This window comes from Aliiroseovarius sp. xm-d-517, assembly GCF_013283135.1.
Taxonomy (GTDB): Bacteria; Pseudomonadota; Alphaproteobacteria; order Rhodobacterales; family Rhodobacteraceae; genus Aliiroseovarius; species Aliiroseovarius crassostreae.
In genome coordinates this window covers 1,897,872-1,912,510 of the sequence record NZ_WBXT01000001.1, presented here as the reverse complement: position 1 = coordinate 1,912,510, position 14,639 = coordinate 1,897,872, and the positions used below count along the sequence as shown (strand labels likewise).

At 58.2% G+C, this 14,639-nt stretch carries 12 protein-coding genes; 11 read left to right on the top strand and 1 reads right to left on the bottom strand.

Annotated elements, in window-relative coordinates:
* Positions 1-324: 324 nt before the first annotated feature.
* The 7 genes from dctP to XMD517_RS09205 all read left to right on the top strand — a co-directional run bounded on the left by dctP (position 325) and on the right by XMD517_RS09205 (position 8,172).
* Positions 325-1,323: a TRAP transporter substrate-binding protein DctP gene (gene dctP / locus XMD517_RS09235; protein WP_173486029.1), complete on the top strand. Its 999-nt coding sequence runs from the start codon at positions 325-327 to the stop codon at positions 1,321-1,323.
* Positions 1,324-1,516: 193 nt separating this feature from the next.
* Positions 1,517-2,089 carry a TRAP transporter small permease gene (locus tag XMD517_RS09230; RefSeq protein ID WP_173486028.1) on the top strand — a complete coding sequence of 191 codons (573 nt, stop codon included), beginning with the start codon at positions 1,517-1,519 and terminating at the stop codon, positions 2,087-2,089.
* Complete coding sequence (locus XMD517_RS09225) at positions 2,086-3,375, top strand: TRAP transporter large permease (RefSeq protein WP_173486027.1); 1,290 nt, start codon at positions 2,086-2,088, stop codon at positions 3,373-3,375. Before XMD517_RS09230 ends, XMD517_RS09225 begins: the two co-directional genes overlap by 4 nt.
* A 524-nt stretch (positions 3,376-3,899) precedes the next feature.
* Entirely contained in the window at positions 3,900-4,859 is a 960-nt protein-coding gene (locus tag XMD517_RS09220; RefSeq protein ID WP_173487901.1) for a dihydrodipicolinate synthase family protein, read from the top strand.
* A complete protein-coding gene (locus tag XMD517_RS09215) occupies positions 4,850-5,782 on the top strand; it encodes a proline racemase family protein (RefSeq protein WP_173486025.1) in 933 nt (310 codons plus the stop codon). Before XMD517_RS09220 ends, XMD517_RS09215 begins: the two co-directional genes overlap by 10 nt.
* Before the next feature lie 83 nt (positions 5,783-5,865).
* Positions 5,866-7,110, top strand: a complete 1,245-nt coding sequence (locus tag XMD517_RS09210; RefSeq protein ID WP_173486024.1) for an FAD-binding oxidoreductase — start codon at positions 5,866-5,868, stop codon at positions 7,108-7,110.
* A 36-nt stretch (positions 7,111-7,146) separates the two neighbouring features.
* On the top strand, positions 7,147-8,172 hold the full coding sequence (locus XMD517_RS09205; RefSeq protein ID WP_173486023.1) for a proline racemase family protein: 1,026 nt from the start codon (positions 7,147-7,149) through the stop codon (positions 8,170-8,172).
* Between the two features lie 32 nt (positions 8,173-8,204).
* Here the strand turns inward: XMD517_RS09205 and XMD517_RS09200 are convergent, their stop codons facing one another.
* Positions 8,205-9,209 (bottom strand): Ldh family oxidoreductase, encoded by a 1,005-nt coding sequence (locus XMD517_RS09200; protein WP_173486022.1) that lies wholly within the window; start codon positions 9,207-9,209, stop codon positions 8,205-8,207.
* Positions 9,210-9,378: 169 nt separating this feature from the next.
* Between XMD517_RS09200 and XMD517_RS09195 the strand changes: the two genes are divergently transcribed.
* The 4 genes from XMD517_RS09195 (at position 9,379) to XMD517_RS09180 (ending at position 14,565) form a co-directional block, all read left to right on the top strand.
* A complete protein-coding gene (locus XMD517_RS09195) occupies positions 9,379-10,059 on the top strand; it encodes a GntR family transcriptional regulator (RefSeq protein WP_173486021.1) in 681 nt (226 codons plus the stop codon).
* Between the two features lie 128 nt (positions 10,060-10,187).
* Positions 10,188-11,705: an aldehyde dehydrogenase (NADP(+)) gene (locus XMD517_RS09190; RefSeq protein WP_173486020.1), complete on the top strand. Its 1,518-nt coding sequence runs from the start codon at positions 10,188-10,190 to the stop codon at positions 11,703-11,705.
* A gap of 246 nt (positions 11,706-11,951) precedes the next feature.
* Complete coding sequence (locus XMD517_RS09185; protein ID WP_173486019.1) at positions 11,952-13,574, top strand: thiamine pyrophosphate-binding protein; 1,623 nt, start codon at positions 11,952-11,954, stop codon at positions 13,572-13,574.
* A 238-nt stretch (positions 13,575-13,812) separates the two neighbouring features.
* Positions 13,813-14,565, top strand: a complete 753-nt coding sequence (locus tag XMD517_RS09180) for a DeoR/GlpR family DNA-binding transcription regulator (protein ID WP_173486018.1) — start codon at positions 13,813-13,815, stop codon at positions 14,563-14,565.
* Positions 14,566-14,639 lie beyond the last annotated feature (74 nt).

Here is a 14,639-nt window from a genome sequence, read left to right as displayed (position 1 = left end):
AGGGGCGGCCAGTGGGCGTCTTTCGCAAAACCGTGATTGGCAGAGCGCATTCATTTCGCTTTGCGATGGATGATCTAATGTTTTTTGATTGTCTATTGGATTTTGGATACAATTAATCTATACGACCTCAATGACGCCGCGCGGAGGGGGTATTCGTCAAAACATGCAAGCATCATTCCTTGGCCATGATGGTCCGGCGGGTTCGTGACAAACCGGTTGGATCAAGCAGCGCCATGCATGTGCCCCCTTTACCCAGCGCACCAGAACATCGGTGCGGCCGCGCTGGCAAACGAGTTACACCTTCAAAATGAGGAGAAGTTGAAGATGAAAACGCTGATCAAAACCGTGGCAGCCGGCGCGCTGACGGTTCTGTCGACCACCGCTGCAATTGCAGATGACATCAACCTGCGCTTTGCGGGCGTGTTCCCGATTGACCACCAGGGCACCAAGATGATGGAACAGGTTGCCGCAGATGTGAACGCAGCCGGTGTGGGTCTGAACATGACCGTTTTCCCCGCCAACCAGCTTGGATCGGGTGAGGCGCTGTTCGAAGACGTGGCCCGCGGTAACATCGATTTCGCATCGGCATTCATCTATTCCGATACCGACCCGCGCCTGGAATTCCTGTCGATGCCCTTCCTGGTCAGCGGCTGGGATGACATGGACAGCGTGATGCGCAACCCAGAGTCGGAATTCAGCAAGATCCTGCAGGAAATCACCGACGAATATGGTGTGAAGGTGATTGCAGGCAACCCGGAAGGGTTTGTTGGCATTGTCGCCACCAAAGAGCCGAAGAACTGGAACAACTTCGACGAAAAAGGCATGAATATTCGCGTCTGGTCGTCGAATGTCGTGAAGTCGATGGTGGAAAGCCTGGGCTTCCAGGCCACCACCATGGCCTGGGGTGACATTTTCCCGGCGCTGCAATCGGGTATCGTGGACGGCGCCATCTGCTGCACCAAAACCGCGACTTATTCGATCTTCGCCAAATCGGATGTTGGCAGCTATTTCGTGGAATACAACACCATCCCCGAGCAGACCTTCTACTATGGTTCCGAGCGCACCCTGGCCAAGCTGAATGATGAGCAGAAAGCCGCGATCGAAGCCGCAATGAAGAAAGCTTCGGATGATTTCTTCAACTACAACCGTGAAAACGATGCAGCCTTCGAACAGAAGCTGGTGGAAAGCGGCTACACCATCCTCAAGCTGACCGCTGAAGAGCAGGCAGCCATGGTTGAGCATGTGCGCACCAACATCTGGCCGTCGATGGAAAGCTCGGTTGGCAAAGAGGTGATGGACCGCCTGCTTGCAGCCGGAAAATAATCGCTGATGCAGGAGGGCCGGTGGCGCGCACCGGCCCTTTCTGTATCCAAAGTGTTTCCCCATGAACCTGTGCAGGTGTATGCGGAAACGCTGTGTAAGATCGGATGGGGGCGTTTCGGGTAACGAGGATGACAAATGTTATTCGAATACGGGTTCCGATCGGTAAAGAGATCACGAAAGAGGGAGGCGCAGCATGAATATTACAGATGAATTGCCGCGGGTGATCGGGGTGCCCATGAGATGGGCCATGGTGCTGATGAAGGTGATTGTCACCATTTCCGGGCTGTTGATGGCTGTCACCTTCGGGTTGGTGGTGGTCATTCGCTATGGGCTCAATGGTGACCTCTTCGCTTATGAGGAATGGTTGCTGGCCTTCAGCATTCTTGGCTTCTTTGCCGGGGCGGTTCTGGCGTCGGAGCGCAAGCTGCATATCAACGCAGACATTCTGGGGATCGTCATCACAAATCCGCGCACAATCTGGTGGCGCGGTTTTGTCGTTCTGGCGATTGAGCTGATCGTGACGCTGTTCATCGTTTATGCCTGCTATGTCTCGCTGGCAGATGATTTTTCCTTTCCGCGCCTGCGCGCCACGCCTGCCCTGCGCATCCCGTTCGTGTCATGGCGCATTGCCATCATGATCGCCTTTGGCTTCATGGCGACTTTCTCGGCGGCCTATCTCTATGTGCATATCCGTCAGGGCTTGGGATTGCCGCTCAAATCAGACCAGAAAACACCCGCTGACCAGATTGAGGAGCAGGCATCATGATCATTGTTGGAAGTCTTGTCATCGTCTGCGCCATGTTGTTGCTGGGCGTCAGTGTTTTTGTCGCCTTCGGCACTGTGCTGATGTTTATTGCGCTGGTGGGCGACCAGTCCATTTCCGGCTATCTGCCCACAGGTTCGACCGGGATCCGTTCGCTTGTGCTTCTGGCCATTCCGCTGTTCATGATCGCGGGGGGCGTGATGGAGAAGGGGCGTATCGCCGCGCCTCTGGTGGCCCTTGCGGAGCTTTTCATCGGGCATGTCAAAGGGGGGTTGAGTGCGGCGGCCGTGCTGGCCTGCGGTGTGTTCGGGTCAATTTCTGGCAGCGCAAACTCAACGCTGACCTGTATCGGTGGCATCATGATGCCGCATCTGAAAAAAGCGAATTATCCGGCAGGTCACTCGGCGGCGTTGATCGTGTCGGCAAGCCCGCTGGGCCTGCTGATCCCGCCCAGCTCGTCGCATATCCTTTATGGTTGGGTGGCGCAGCAGCACGTGCTGAAATGCTTCCTTTCCACAGTGATCCCGGCGCTGATCCTGATCACACTGCTGATCATCACCAACCAGTTCATGCTGCGCAAATATGATGACATCAAACTGACAGAGCGACCCAACCCGTTTATTCCTGTTCTGAAGGCGCAAGGGCGGCTTGCCGGACCGGCGTTGATGATGCCGCTGATCATTCTGGGGGGAATTTACGGCGGGGTCATGACGCCGACCGAAGCGGCTGGCATTGCTGTGGTGTATGCCATCCCGGTGGCAATCTACTTCTACAAGGGGCTGACCTGGCGCAGCCTGATGGAAACGGTGCAGCGTTCGGGCATTACGATCGGTGTTGTCATGGTCATGATCTTCATGGTGCTGATCGTGTCGGATAACCTGATTGCACAGGGCGCACCGCAGGTGGCCAAGGATCTTGTCTATTCGGTGTCAGATGATCCGATTGTCATCCTCCTGATGATCAATGTGGTGATGATCCTGATCGGGATGCTGATGGATGACATCTCGGGGCTTTTGCTGTCGACCCCAATCCTGCTGCCGATCGCACAATCGGTTGGCATGGATCCGATCCATTTTGCCGCCGTGATCGGTGTGAATCTGGGTATGGCGAATATTACGCCGCCGACTGCGCCGCTTTTGTATCTGGGCGCGCAGGTGGCTGAGACGCCGGTTGCCAAGATGCTCTGGCCGACCTTGGTCTTTATTGTTTTCGCCTGGTTGCCCACGCTGATGCTGACCACCTTTGTGCCGCAACTGGCGCTGTGGTTGCCAAACCTGCTTTTGGGGTGAGCCTCTGAAAATCGAACAAAACAAAAGCCGGCGTGGCAGCGCCGGCTTTTATGATTCTGAGGGTGAGAGCACGGGATCTGGTTTGATCATGAAAAAGCCAGAACCGACACTGTCACGATGGTCATGAGGCCAACCGCTACAAAGCCCACATAATGCAGGGCGTGGATCATGTTTTGTGCCATCCTTCAGCTCCTTTTCTTTTTGAGGTGAATGCAGTTTCGTCCTGCTCCATTTAGGGTGGGCGTTGCGCCATGAGAAGCTGACCATCTGCAAACCCGTTATGTGTTTTTTCGATAGCTGGCTGAGAACCAGGGCGCGGCCAGAGCAGGTTTTCGGTTTTCTTTTGCGCAGCGCAAGAAAGTTATTGGATTTTGGATCCAATTTTGATATCCCCATGGGTATACAGGTTATTCCACGAGGAAATCCGGCAAGTTGGATGGTCTCACCGGGATGACAATGGAGGAATTCCCCTCTTCACCCATCACTTTCCTGGCCCAGTGCCAGCCTGCAGACAGGAGCCCCTCATGTCGAATACCATTTTCACCGGCACCATGCCCGCCCTGATGACCCCTTGCAAAGAAGACCGCACCCCGGACTATGATGCGCTGGTCAAAAAGGGACGCGAAATGATCGAGGCCGGGATGTCCGCCGTGGTCTATTGCGGTTCCATGGGCGACTGGCCCCTGCTGTCGGATGAAGAGCGGATGATCGGCGTCGAACGTCTGGTCGAAGCGGGGTTGCCCGTGGTGGTTGGCACCGGGGCGATCAATTCCAAATCCGCCGTGGCCCACGCGGCGCACGCTCAGAAAGTTGGTGCTGCTGGCCTGATGGTGATCCCGCGTGTTCTGTCCCGCGGCACCTCGATCACCGCGCAAAAGAACCATTTCAAGGCAATCCTTGAGGCCGCCCCGGACGTGCCGGCGATCATCTATAACAGCCCGGTATACGGCTTTGCCACACGGGCCGAACTGTTCTTTGCCCTGCGGGCTGAGCATCCCAATCTTGTCGGGTTCAAAGAGTTTGGTGGCAAAGACGACCTGCGCTATGCGGCGGAACATATCACCAGCCAGGACGATCAGGTGACGCTGATGGTTGGCGTTGATACCGAGGTTTACCACGGCTTTGTCAATTGCGGTGCCACCGGCTCGATCACCGGGATCGGAACAGCTCTTCCGAAAGAGGCCCTGCTGCTTGCTGCCCTGTCGCAAAAAGCAGCCAAAGGCCACGCCGAAGCGCGCAAGCGCGCCCAGGAACTGGAAGAAGCCTTTGGGGTTCTGGCCAGTTTCGATGAAGGCACCGACCTGGTGCTTTACTACAAATACCTGCTCGTGCTGAATGGCGAAGAGGAATACCGCCTGCACTTCAATGAAACGGATGTGCTGACGGATGCGCAGCGCAACTATTGCGAACAGCAATACGCTCTGTTTCGCAACTGGTTTGCGGATTGGAGCAAGCAAGGTGGGGTGATCGCTGAATGCATGTGATCGACAGCCATACCGGGGGGATGCCCACACGGGTGATCCTGAACGGCGGTCCGGACCTTGGGTCCGGGCCTTTGGCCGATCAGGCCCGGGCGCTCGCAACCGATCACGAAGGGTTTTATAAATCCGTCCTGCTTGAACCGCGCGGCCAACCCGGCATGGTCGGGGCCTTGCTGGTAGAGCCGCAGGACCCAAGCTGTGAGGTTGGCGTCATCTATTTCGACGCGGACGCGGTGTTGGGGATGTGTGGTCATGGCACCATCGGGCTGGGTGTCACGCTGGCCCATATGGGACGTATCGGCATCGGCACACATCGGATAGAGACGCCCGTCGGTGTGATTTCGATTGACGTGCTGGACCCCAATACCGTGCGCGTTACGAATGTGGAAAGTCGCCGGGTCAAGGCGGGGATCACGCTCGATGTTCCGGAATATGGGCCGGTGACAGGTGACCTTGCCTATGGCGGCAACTGGTTTTTCATCGTTGACCCCAGCCCCTTGCCGGTGGACAGCGGTCATATCCGCGCGCTCACCGACATGACGATTGCGGTGCGCGAAACCTGCATCTCGCAGGGGGTATGTGGCGAAAATGGCGAGCTGGTAGACCATGTGATTTTCCAGGGTTCCTCACCGCGGGACGGGGTGCACAGCCGCAACTTCGTGCTGTGCCCGGATGATGAGTATGACCGGTCGCCCTGCGGCACGGGCAGCTCTGCCCGGCTTGCCTGTCTCGCAGCAGACGGTCGACTGGCGCCCGGTGATGAGATCGTGCAGGAAAGCGTGATCGGCAGCCCCTATCGGCTCTCCTATCAATCCGGGCCCAACGGGGGGGTCATCCCCACACTCACCGGTCAGGCATTTGTGATGGCCGAAGGGACACTCCTTTTTGATGAGAAGGACCCCTTTAAGGCAGGTATTTACCTGTAACCCTGCCGGGCGGTTTTGCCGCCCGGACACCCCAATTGACACAGGACCATACCGGGCCGTCCCGGATCATCTGAGAGGCAGAGATGGATAACACACGTGACATTGTGGTCATTGGCGCCGGGATTATCGGGATCAGCACCGCGTTGGAGTTGCTGAACCGCGGGCAGAGCGTCACGGTGATTGATCGCGAGGGTGTGGCAGAAGGGGCGTCAAAGGGCAATGCGGGCGCATTTGCCTTTACCGAGATCGTGCCGCTGGCCACGCCGGGGATCATGCGCAAGGCGCCCAAATGGTTGCTCGACCCGCTTGGCCCGCTGTCGGTTCCTGCGTCATACGCTTTGAAAATTGCCCCGTGGATGTTGCGGTTCTGGCGGGCGAGCTGGCAGGACCGCTATCTTGCCTCGCTCTCGGCGCAGTCAAAGCTGATGGATCTCAGCCGGGCCGCCCTTGAACGCCAGATCAAGGATGTTGATGGTGAGGGGTTGATGCAGCGCGAGGGGCAAATCACGCTTTATGAAACTGCGGCCGAGTTTCAGGCGAGCCTGCCTCAATGGGAACTGCGCAAGGCCCATGGCATCCCGTTTGAGCTTCTGGAAAGCCCCGAGGCGATTGCCGAGATTCAGCCCGGTCTGAGCCGTCAATTTACCCATGCGGGCTACACCCCCACCTGGATGAACACGGTGGATCCCGCCAGTTGGACCCGGCATCTGGCTGCGCAATTCGTGGCGCGCGGGGGCGAGATCCGTGTGGCAGAGGTGACCGATCTGGTGTCCTCGGAAAGCGGTGTGGAACTGACCCTGCCCGACGGGCCGCTGGTCGCACAGAAACTGGTGGTGAGTGCGGGGGCCTATTCGCATCAGCTTGCCGCCCGGCTGGGGGATCGTATCCCGCTTGAAACCGAACGCGGTTACAACACGACCCTGCCCGAGGGGGCATTTGATTTGCGCACCCATGTCACCTTTGGCGGCCATGGCTTTGTGCTGTCGCGGATCAATGGCGGGGTGCGTGTTGGCGGGGCGGTGGAACTGGGTGGGCTCAAGCTCAAACCCAATTACAAGCGGGCTGACACCCTGCTGGCCAAGGCCAAACGCTTTGCGCCGGGGCTTAACACCGAAGGGGGCACGCAATGGATGGGGTTCCGCCCGTCCTTGCCTGACAGCCTGCCCGTCATCGACCGTGCCCCCGGCGCGCCCCGCGTCATCTATGCCTTTGGGCATGGGCATCTGGGCCTGACACAATCCGCCGGCACCGCCGAACTGGTGGCGGATCTGGTCATGGATCGCCCAAGTGAATTTGACATGCGCCCATTCCGGGCAGCGCGGTTCTGATCGAAGCAGCCGAACGACTTAGAAAAGGGAAATCCCATGCGCAGCAGCAAAACCATCCATGTCATTTCGGCCCATGCCGAGGGGGAGGTCGGGGACGTGATTGTCGGTGGTGTCCTGCCCCCTCCGGGAGAGACGCTCTGGGATCAGCGTCGCTTTATTGCCGAAGACCAGACCCTGCGCAATTTCGTGCTGAACGAGCCGCGCGGAGGGGTGTTTCGCCATGTGAACCTGCTTGTGCCGCCCAAACACCCCGAGGCCGATGCCGCCTGGATCATCATGGAGCCGGAAGACACGCCGCCCATGTCCGGGTCAAACTCGATCTGCGTGTCGACCGTGCTTCTGGACGGAGGGTTGATCCCGATGCAGGAGCCGGTGACACATATGGTGCTGGAAGCGCCGGGCGGGTTGGTGCGGGTGCGTGCGGACTGTAAAGACGGAAAGGCCGAGCGGATCTATGTGCAAAACCTGCCGAGCTTTGCTGACAAACTGGACGTGCAGCTTGAGGTCGAGGGGCTGGGCACTCTGACCGTGGACACGGCCTATGGTGGCGACAGTTTTGTGGTGGTGGATGCTGCGGCGCTGGGCTTTGATATTGTCGAAGATGAAGCCAAGGAGATTGCGCAGCTCGGGGTGAAAATCACCAATGCCGCCAATGAACAGCTGGGGTTTCATCACCCGAAAAATCCTGACTGGTCACATATTTCGTTCTGTGCCTTTTGCGGACCGCTGAGCGAGACCGAAACCGGCCTGACTGGAAAGTCCGCCGTGGCGATCCAGCCCGGCAAGGTGGATCGCTCACCCACAGGCACGGCGGTGTCTGCCCGAATGGCGCTGATGGCGGCGCGCGGTCAGATGACAAAAGGGCAAAGTTTCGAAGCCGTTTCAATCATTGGCTCGCGGTTCACCGGACAGATCGTTGGCAACACCACGGTTGGTGATCGCCCGGCAATCATTCCGGAAATATCGGGGCGTGGCTGGGTCACCGGCATTCACCAGCATATGCTTGACCCGTCTGATCCCTGGCCCGGAGGGTATCGACTGCGCGATACCTGGGGGGCCTAGCCCCCGCCTTCGAGGGTTGGCGGGAAGGCAGCTTATGCTTTTAGCGCCAGAAGGTCCTGATAAAGCGCGTCTGGAATTTCCACATACCCCCGCTCAAGATTGCGGGCGCGGGCCGCGAACCGGCGTTGTGAGGGAAGGCGCGCGCCCTGATCAATAATATCTGCAAACAGCCGCTCGGCGCGGGCATCATTTTCAACCACGCGGCCATTGCTGAAATGGGTGGGGTCAAACGCCAAAAGGATCTCTCCGTGATAGGGTGCGCCACCTGCCCCATTGGCAAAATCCATGCTTTCCTTGCTGGTCAGGTCGTCAATCAGCGGGCCTGCCAAGAGTTCAATCATGATTGACAGGGCGGATCCCTTGTAGCCCCCGAAGGTGAGCATCGCCCCGTCCATCGCCGCTTCCGGGTCGGTGGTGGGGGCACCGTTCCTGTCGATGGCCACCCCGTCTGGCAGCGGTTTCCCAGCGCGTTTGTAAAGCTCGATCTCGCCGCGCGCAAAGCCGCTGGTTGCGAAGTCAAAGGTGAACGGGGTTTTGCCAATCCGCGGCCAGGAAAAGGCGATCGGGTTGGTTCCAAGGCTGCCGCGGGTGCCGCCCGCAGGGGCCACCCAGGCATGGCTGGGCACCATGGCCAAAGCCGCGAGCCCTTCGGAGGAGAGCCTTTCCACCTCGGGCCAGAGGGCTGAAAAGTGGAAGCAATTGTTGATTGCCATTGCCGCCATCCCGTGCTTGCAGGTTTTTTCAATCAGCACGGGCAAGGCTTTTTCAAACGCCAAAAGGGACATGCCGCCACGCGCATTCACGCGGACAACGGCGCTTTCCGTATCGCTGAGTTCAGGTGCAACATGCCCATCAATCTGCCCTTGCGCCATGGTCTGCGCGCACATGAACAGACGAAACAGCCCGTGGGACTGGCAATCGTCCAACTGACAGCGATAGAGCATTTCGGTGATGGCGCGGGCATGGTCCGGGCCATAGCCCACATGCGCCAGGACGTCCTGACACAAGGTTTTAACGTCCGCCAGTTTCAGCTGCATGATTGCGGTTCCCTGTTTCTGAGCGTATAGGTTTATCTTCTTGGTGGATATTGGATACAAAAAGAGCATCCTTCCCACAATCCTTATTTCGGGTTTTCCGGCGTGCACCGAAGTGTTTATAGATAATTGAGTGGTTTACATCCAAAATACAAAATCCGCAGGGGGGCATATGTCTGGGAAAAGAGCAGTGGTGAAGCAAAGCTTGCCCGAGTTGATTGCGAATGACCTACGCGAACGGATCCTCAGCGGTGAACTGAAAGAAGGCGAGGCAATCCGGCAGGAGCTGCTTGCAGAAGAATATGGCGTGTCGCGCATGCCCGTGCGGGAGGCGCTGAAACGGCTTAGTGCCGAAGGGCTGGTGATGTGGGAAAACCATCGCGGTGGATCTGTCATCAAGCATTCCTTGCGGGAAATCGGTGAGATTTTCGATCTGCGGATGCTGATCGAGGTGGATCTGTTCCGCCATTCCATTCCCGCGATGACCGAGGGTGACTTTCTTCGGTGTGAGAAGCTGCTGGATGAAATGGCGGTCTCTTACCAGGATGATGATGTCAGCCGTTGGGGTAAGCTGAATTACGACTATCATTGTGCGCTATATGCCGCTGCCAAGCGCCCGCTGTCAGAAGAAATCCTGGCCCGCCTCAGTGTGCATTCGGATCGGTATGTGCGGATCCATCTCAGTGTGATGAAGCAACGCGAGCCGGCGAAGGAAGAACATCGGAAACTGTTGGAACTGGCGAAATCGGGTTCTGTGGATCAGGCCTGCGCTTTGCTTGAGCGCCATATCGAGCGCACCAAATCCTCTTTGTTGGAATTGATTGCAGTGCAGCGCGCGGCTGAGGAAGGGTAACTCGGTTCCTGAGGGGGCGGAGGGAATGAGGCTTGCAGCATCTCAAAAATTGGATACAATATCCATTAAATGCACCGCGTGCGTCCCAGCCGGGCCGTTCGCCACTTAATCTGCTCACGGGAACACAAATGACGATCTTCAAACCGCATGGAAAACACCTTATCGCCGGCAGCTGGACAGATGGGGATCAGAGCTTTGCCTCCAGCCCGGCCCATGGTCCAAGCCATGACTTTGCAGTGGGGCGCGTCGCGGATGTGAATGCCGCCGCACAAGCCGCCGAAACCGCATTCTGGAGCTTTGGCTACTCCTCTCGCGAAACCCGCGCCGCATTCCTCAATGCGATTGCGGATGAGATCGAGGCGCGGGCCGAGATGATCACCGAAATCGGCACCCAGGAGACCGGTCTGCCGGAGGCGCGCCTGCAAGGGGAGCGGGGCCGCACAACCGGCCAGTTGCGCCTGTTTGCAGACCATATCCTGCAAGGGGACTATCTGGACCGACGTCATGATCCGGCGTTGCCCGATCGCGCGCCCCTGCCGCGCCCGGATCTGAAAATGGTGCAACGCCCGATTGGGCCGGTTGCCGTGTTTGGCGCCTCCAATTTCCCTCTGGCCTTTTCGACGGCGGGAGGGGACACCGCCGCGGCCCTGGCTGCAGGCTGCCCGGTGGTGGTGAAAGGCCACTCGGCCCATCCGGGAACCGGCGAAATCATTGCGGAGGCGATCCATGCGGCGATTGCCAAATGTGACCTTGATCCCGGTGTGTTCAGCTTGATCCAGGGGGGGGATCGCGCCGTTGGCGCCGCATTGGTGCAGCACCCGTTGATCAAGGCGGTCGGCTTTACCGGGTCGCTTGCTGGCGGGCGCGCCCTGTTTGATCTTTGTGCCGCCCGCCCGGAGCCAATCCCGTTCTTTGGTGAGTTGGGATCCGTCAACCCGATGTTCATTCTGGATCATGCTTTGGCAGGCCGTGGAGAGCAGATCGCCACGGGCTGGGCAGGGTCGCTCAGCATGGGAGCGGGGCAATTCTGCACCAACCCCGGGATCGCGATCCTGCGTGCAGGACCAGAGGCAGAAGCCTTCACCGCAACCGCCCAGACCGCGCTGGCCCAGATTGGTGCGCAGACCATGCTGACTGACGGGATCGCCAGCGCCTATCGCGACGGTCAGCAACGTGTCGCGTCCACAACAGGGGTGCAGGAAGTGCTGACGAGCATGTGTGACCAGCGCGATGCGACCCCCTATCTTTACAAGACCACGGCCAAAACTTGGCTTGCAAATGAGGCTCTTGCAGAAGAGGTGTTTGGCCCGCTGGGGGTGATTGTCGAAGTCGACACCGTGGAGGAGATGCGCGAGATTGCGATGAGCCTGCAAGGTCAGCTGACATGCACTTTGCATATGGATGATGCGGATATGGCCAGCGCCCAATCCCTCATGCCTATCCTAGAGCGCAAGGCAGGCCGGGTGTTGGCCAATGGGTTCCCGACAGGTGTTGAAGTGGCAGATACGATGGTGCATGGCGGACCTTACCCCGCCTCGACCAATTTCGGCGCAACTTCGGTTGGCACTTTGTCGATCCGGCGTTTCCTGCGGCCTGTGTGCTATCAGAACATGCCTGATGCGCTGGTGCCGGAGCAAACTGCCTGACGCGGAAAAGATCACGCCCGAGGGTCGCCCCTCGGGCTTTTTTCTGAGCCCTTTGGAGGCAGAGCCGTCTTTGTTTGGTCATTGAGAGCCATTTGAGGATAGGATTGCTATCTTCATGCGCAAAAATTCCTTAAATGTTGGAAAATGCGCGTAAGATGCGCGTAGAAACCTCTTATGCAGCATCCTTTGCGCAGTCTTTGCATGGTGTCCTCAATATACTTGCATGACGCGCAACAGGAGGTTCCCATGGTTCAGAAAATCTATGCCTATCAGTCCATCGCCCGTGCTTTGCACGACCACGGTGTCAAAACCATGTTCGGCCTGATGGGGGATGCTAACCTTTTCATGGTGGATAGTTTTGTCCGTGAATGTGAGGGGCAATTTGTGCCCGCAGCACATGAGGGAAGCTCGGTCCTGATGGCGCTGGCTTTTGCGCAGGTTGCGGGGACGGTGGGGGTGGCCACGGTGACCCATGGCCCGGCTTTGACCAACTGTGTGACTGCGCTGACCGAAGGGGTGCGGGGGCAGATCCCGATGGTGCTCCTGGCGGGGGATACGCCGGTTTCGAACCCACGCCACTTGCAAAGCACGGATCAGCGCGAGGTGGTGAAAACCACTGGTGCCGGGTTTGTCCAGCTGCGGGCGCCGGATACGATTGCGGCTGACGTGGATCGGGCGATTTACCGCGCCCAGGTCGAGCGCCGCCCGATTGTCCTGAATATGCCTGCCGATTTTATGTGGCAGGAGGTAGAGCATGAGCAGCGCGTGCTGGATGTGTTCACAGCACCCGGCGGGGTTGCTGAAGGGGAAACGCTGGATAATGCAATTGGGATGGTCGCCTCGGCCCGCCGTCCGATGATATTGGCGGGTGCGGGTGCGATCCATGCCCGTGATCAGATCATCCGCCTGGCTGATCGGCTGGAAGCTCCTGTGGCCACGACATTGAAGGCCAAGGGGCTGTTCAAGGATCACCCCTACAACATGGATATTTTCGGCACACTTTCGACGCCCGCCACCTATGAGGCGATTGCAAAGGCCGATTGCATTCTGTGCTTTGGCACCAGTCTGCATGATTACACCTCGGACCGGGGCGCGCTGATGAAGGGCAAGCGCGTTGTGCAGGTCGATGTGTCGCCAGAGGCGATCGGTCAGAGCACCCACCCACATGCGGCTCTTGTTGCGGATGCGGCCCTGACGGCTGAAACCATTCTCTATTGGCTCAACGAAGCTGAGGTCGCCCCAAGCGGTTTTACCCAGAGCCTTGACCCGGCGGCCCTGACCCATCATCCGGTCGGGCCGAACAAAACGGCCGATGGCTGTGTGAATTTTGTCCATGCTCTGGCGCGTCTGGAAGAGGCGCTGCCGCATGATCGGGTATTGGTGACGGATGGCGGGCGCTTTATGACGGAGGTCTGGTGCCGGATCTCTGCCCATGATCCGCAAAGCTTTGTTGTGACGGCAAATTTTGGCGCGATCGGGCAGGGGTTGCAGGAGGCCGTGGGGGCCGGTGTGGCCGCGCCTGACCGGCCTGTTGTGCTGTTTACCGGGGACGGAGGCTTCATGATGGGGGGCATCAATGAGTTCAACACCGCAGTGCGCCTTGGTCTTGATCTGATCGTGATCGTCGCCAATGACAGCGCCTATGGGGCAGAGCATATCCAGTTCCTTGATCGCAAGATGGATCCCGGTTTGTCCGAGTTCCAATGGCCGTCTTTTGCAGCATTGGCGACAGCGTTGGGGGGGCGTGGGATTGAGGTGCGCTCAGACGAGGAGCTTGAGGCGGCCATCTCGGCTCTGGAAACGCGCGCCGGACCGACACTGGTTGAGCTGCGTCTGGATCCCCACGATGTTCCCCGGATGCGGTTCTGAACTCGTTCCAGACCTGAAGGGAAGATGGCGAGAGGGGGAAAAGGGCGCGCGTAGCACTTTTCGAGGAGGTTTGATTGCGGAGTTTGCCTGCAATGGTCTGGGTCTCGCCCTGCACAAGTTGCCAGACATGGTTTGCATGGCGAAAGCGACCGGGTAAAGATGGTCAAACGCCAGGTTGGGCTGGACCGCGCTTGCATAATTTGGCAATATTTGGCGATTGAAACCTTGGAGAACGGCCATGCTTCCTTCAGAACGCCATGCGATCATCCTGCGAGAAGTAGAGCGTCAGCCCGCTGTTTCCATACGGTTCCTGACAGAAAAGCTGGGGGTCTCACGCGAAACGGTTCGCAAGGATATCGAGGTTCTGGCGGAAGCAGGTGAGCTCAACCAGGTGCGCGGTGGCGCCACGAGCCTGCGCAAGCATGAGCCGCCAATGGCGGACAGATCCCAGACCAACCCGGATGGAAAGAAAAAGATCGGTCTGCGCATTGCGCAGCTGATCCCGGATGGGGCCAGCATCATCATTGACAGTGGGTCAACCACCTTGGCCGCAGCGCATGAGTTGGCTCATGTAAGGAATGATTTATCTATTTATACCAATGATTTGAATGTGGCGTTGGTTTTGGCCCCCAAGGCTGATGTGACACTGCTCGGCGGGCGTTTCAATGCTGCGGAAAATGCGACGATGGGGCTTGATACGCTTGATCATCTAAGTCGGTTCCATGCGGATTTTTCACTTGTCGGCACAGGGGGAATTTGTGAACGCGCACTGTTTACCGATTTTTCTCTGGAAGCGGCCAACTTGCGCCACTTGATGATGGAGCGGGCCCAGCGTCCGCTGATCCTGGCGGATCATAGCAAGTTTGGTGTGGTCGGGCAGGTTGGAATGAAGCCTTTGCCTGCGTCCGTTTCGGTTGTGGTCGACAAGCGCCCAACAGGAAAACTGGCCGAGGCTTTGGCGCAGCAGGGGGTTGGTATTATTTTGGCGTAAATGCCAAAATAAGAAAACATTTGCCAAGTATTGCAAAGTGTCGCTAGGGTGAGGTAACGAATCCCTACGCATGG

Bases quoted from the DNA above. Each gene is read 5' to 3' on its own strand.
- dctP (WP_173486029.1), top strand. From the start codon at position 325: ATGAAAACGCTGATCAAAACCGTGGCAGCCGGCGCGCTGACGGTTCTG.
- XMD517_RS09230 (WP_173486028.1), top strand. From the start codon at position 1,517: ATGAATATTACAGATGAATTGCCGCGGGTGATCGGGGTGCCCATGAGA.
- XMD517_RS09225 (WP_173486027.1), top strand. From the start codon at position 2,086: ATGATCATTGTTGGAAGTCTTGTCATCGTCTGCGCCATGTTGTTGCTG.
- XMD517_RS09220 (WP_173487901.1), top strand. From the start codon at position 3,900: ATGTCGAATACCATTTTCACCGGCACCATGCCCGCCCTGATGACCCCT.
- XMD517_RS09215 (WP_173486025.1), top strand. From the start codon at position 4,850: ATGCATGTGATCGACAGCCATACCGGGGGGATGCCCACACGGGTGATC.
- XMD517_RS09210 (WP_173486024.1), top strand. From the start codon at position 5,866: ATGGATAACACACGTGACATTGTGGTCATTGGCGCCGGGATTATCGGG.
- XMD517_RS09205 (WP_173486023.1), top strand. From the start codon at position 7,147: ATGCGCAGCAGCAAAACCATCCATGTCATTTCGGCCCATGCCGAGGGG.
- XMD517_RS09200 (WP_173486022.1), bottom strand. From the start codon at position 9,209: ATGCAGCTGAAACTGGCGGACGTTAAAACCTTGTGTCAGGACGTCCTG.
- XMD517_RS09195 (WP_173486021.1), top strand. From the start codon at position 9,379: ATGTCTGGGAAAAGAGCAGTGGTGAAGCAAAGCTTGCCCGAGTTGATT.
- XMD517_RS09190 (WP_173486020.1), top strand. From the start codon at position 10,188: ATGACGATCTTCAAACCGCATGGAAAACACCTTATCGCCGGCAGCTGG.
- XMD517_RS09185 (WP_173486019.1), top strand. From the start codon at position 11,952: ATGGTTCAGAAAATCTATGCCTATCAGTCCATCGCCCGTGCTTTGCAC.
- XMD517_RS09180 (WP_173486018.1), top strand. From the start codon at position 13,813: ATGCTTCCTTCAGAACGCCATGCGATCATCCTGCGAGAAGTAGAGCGT.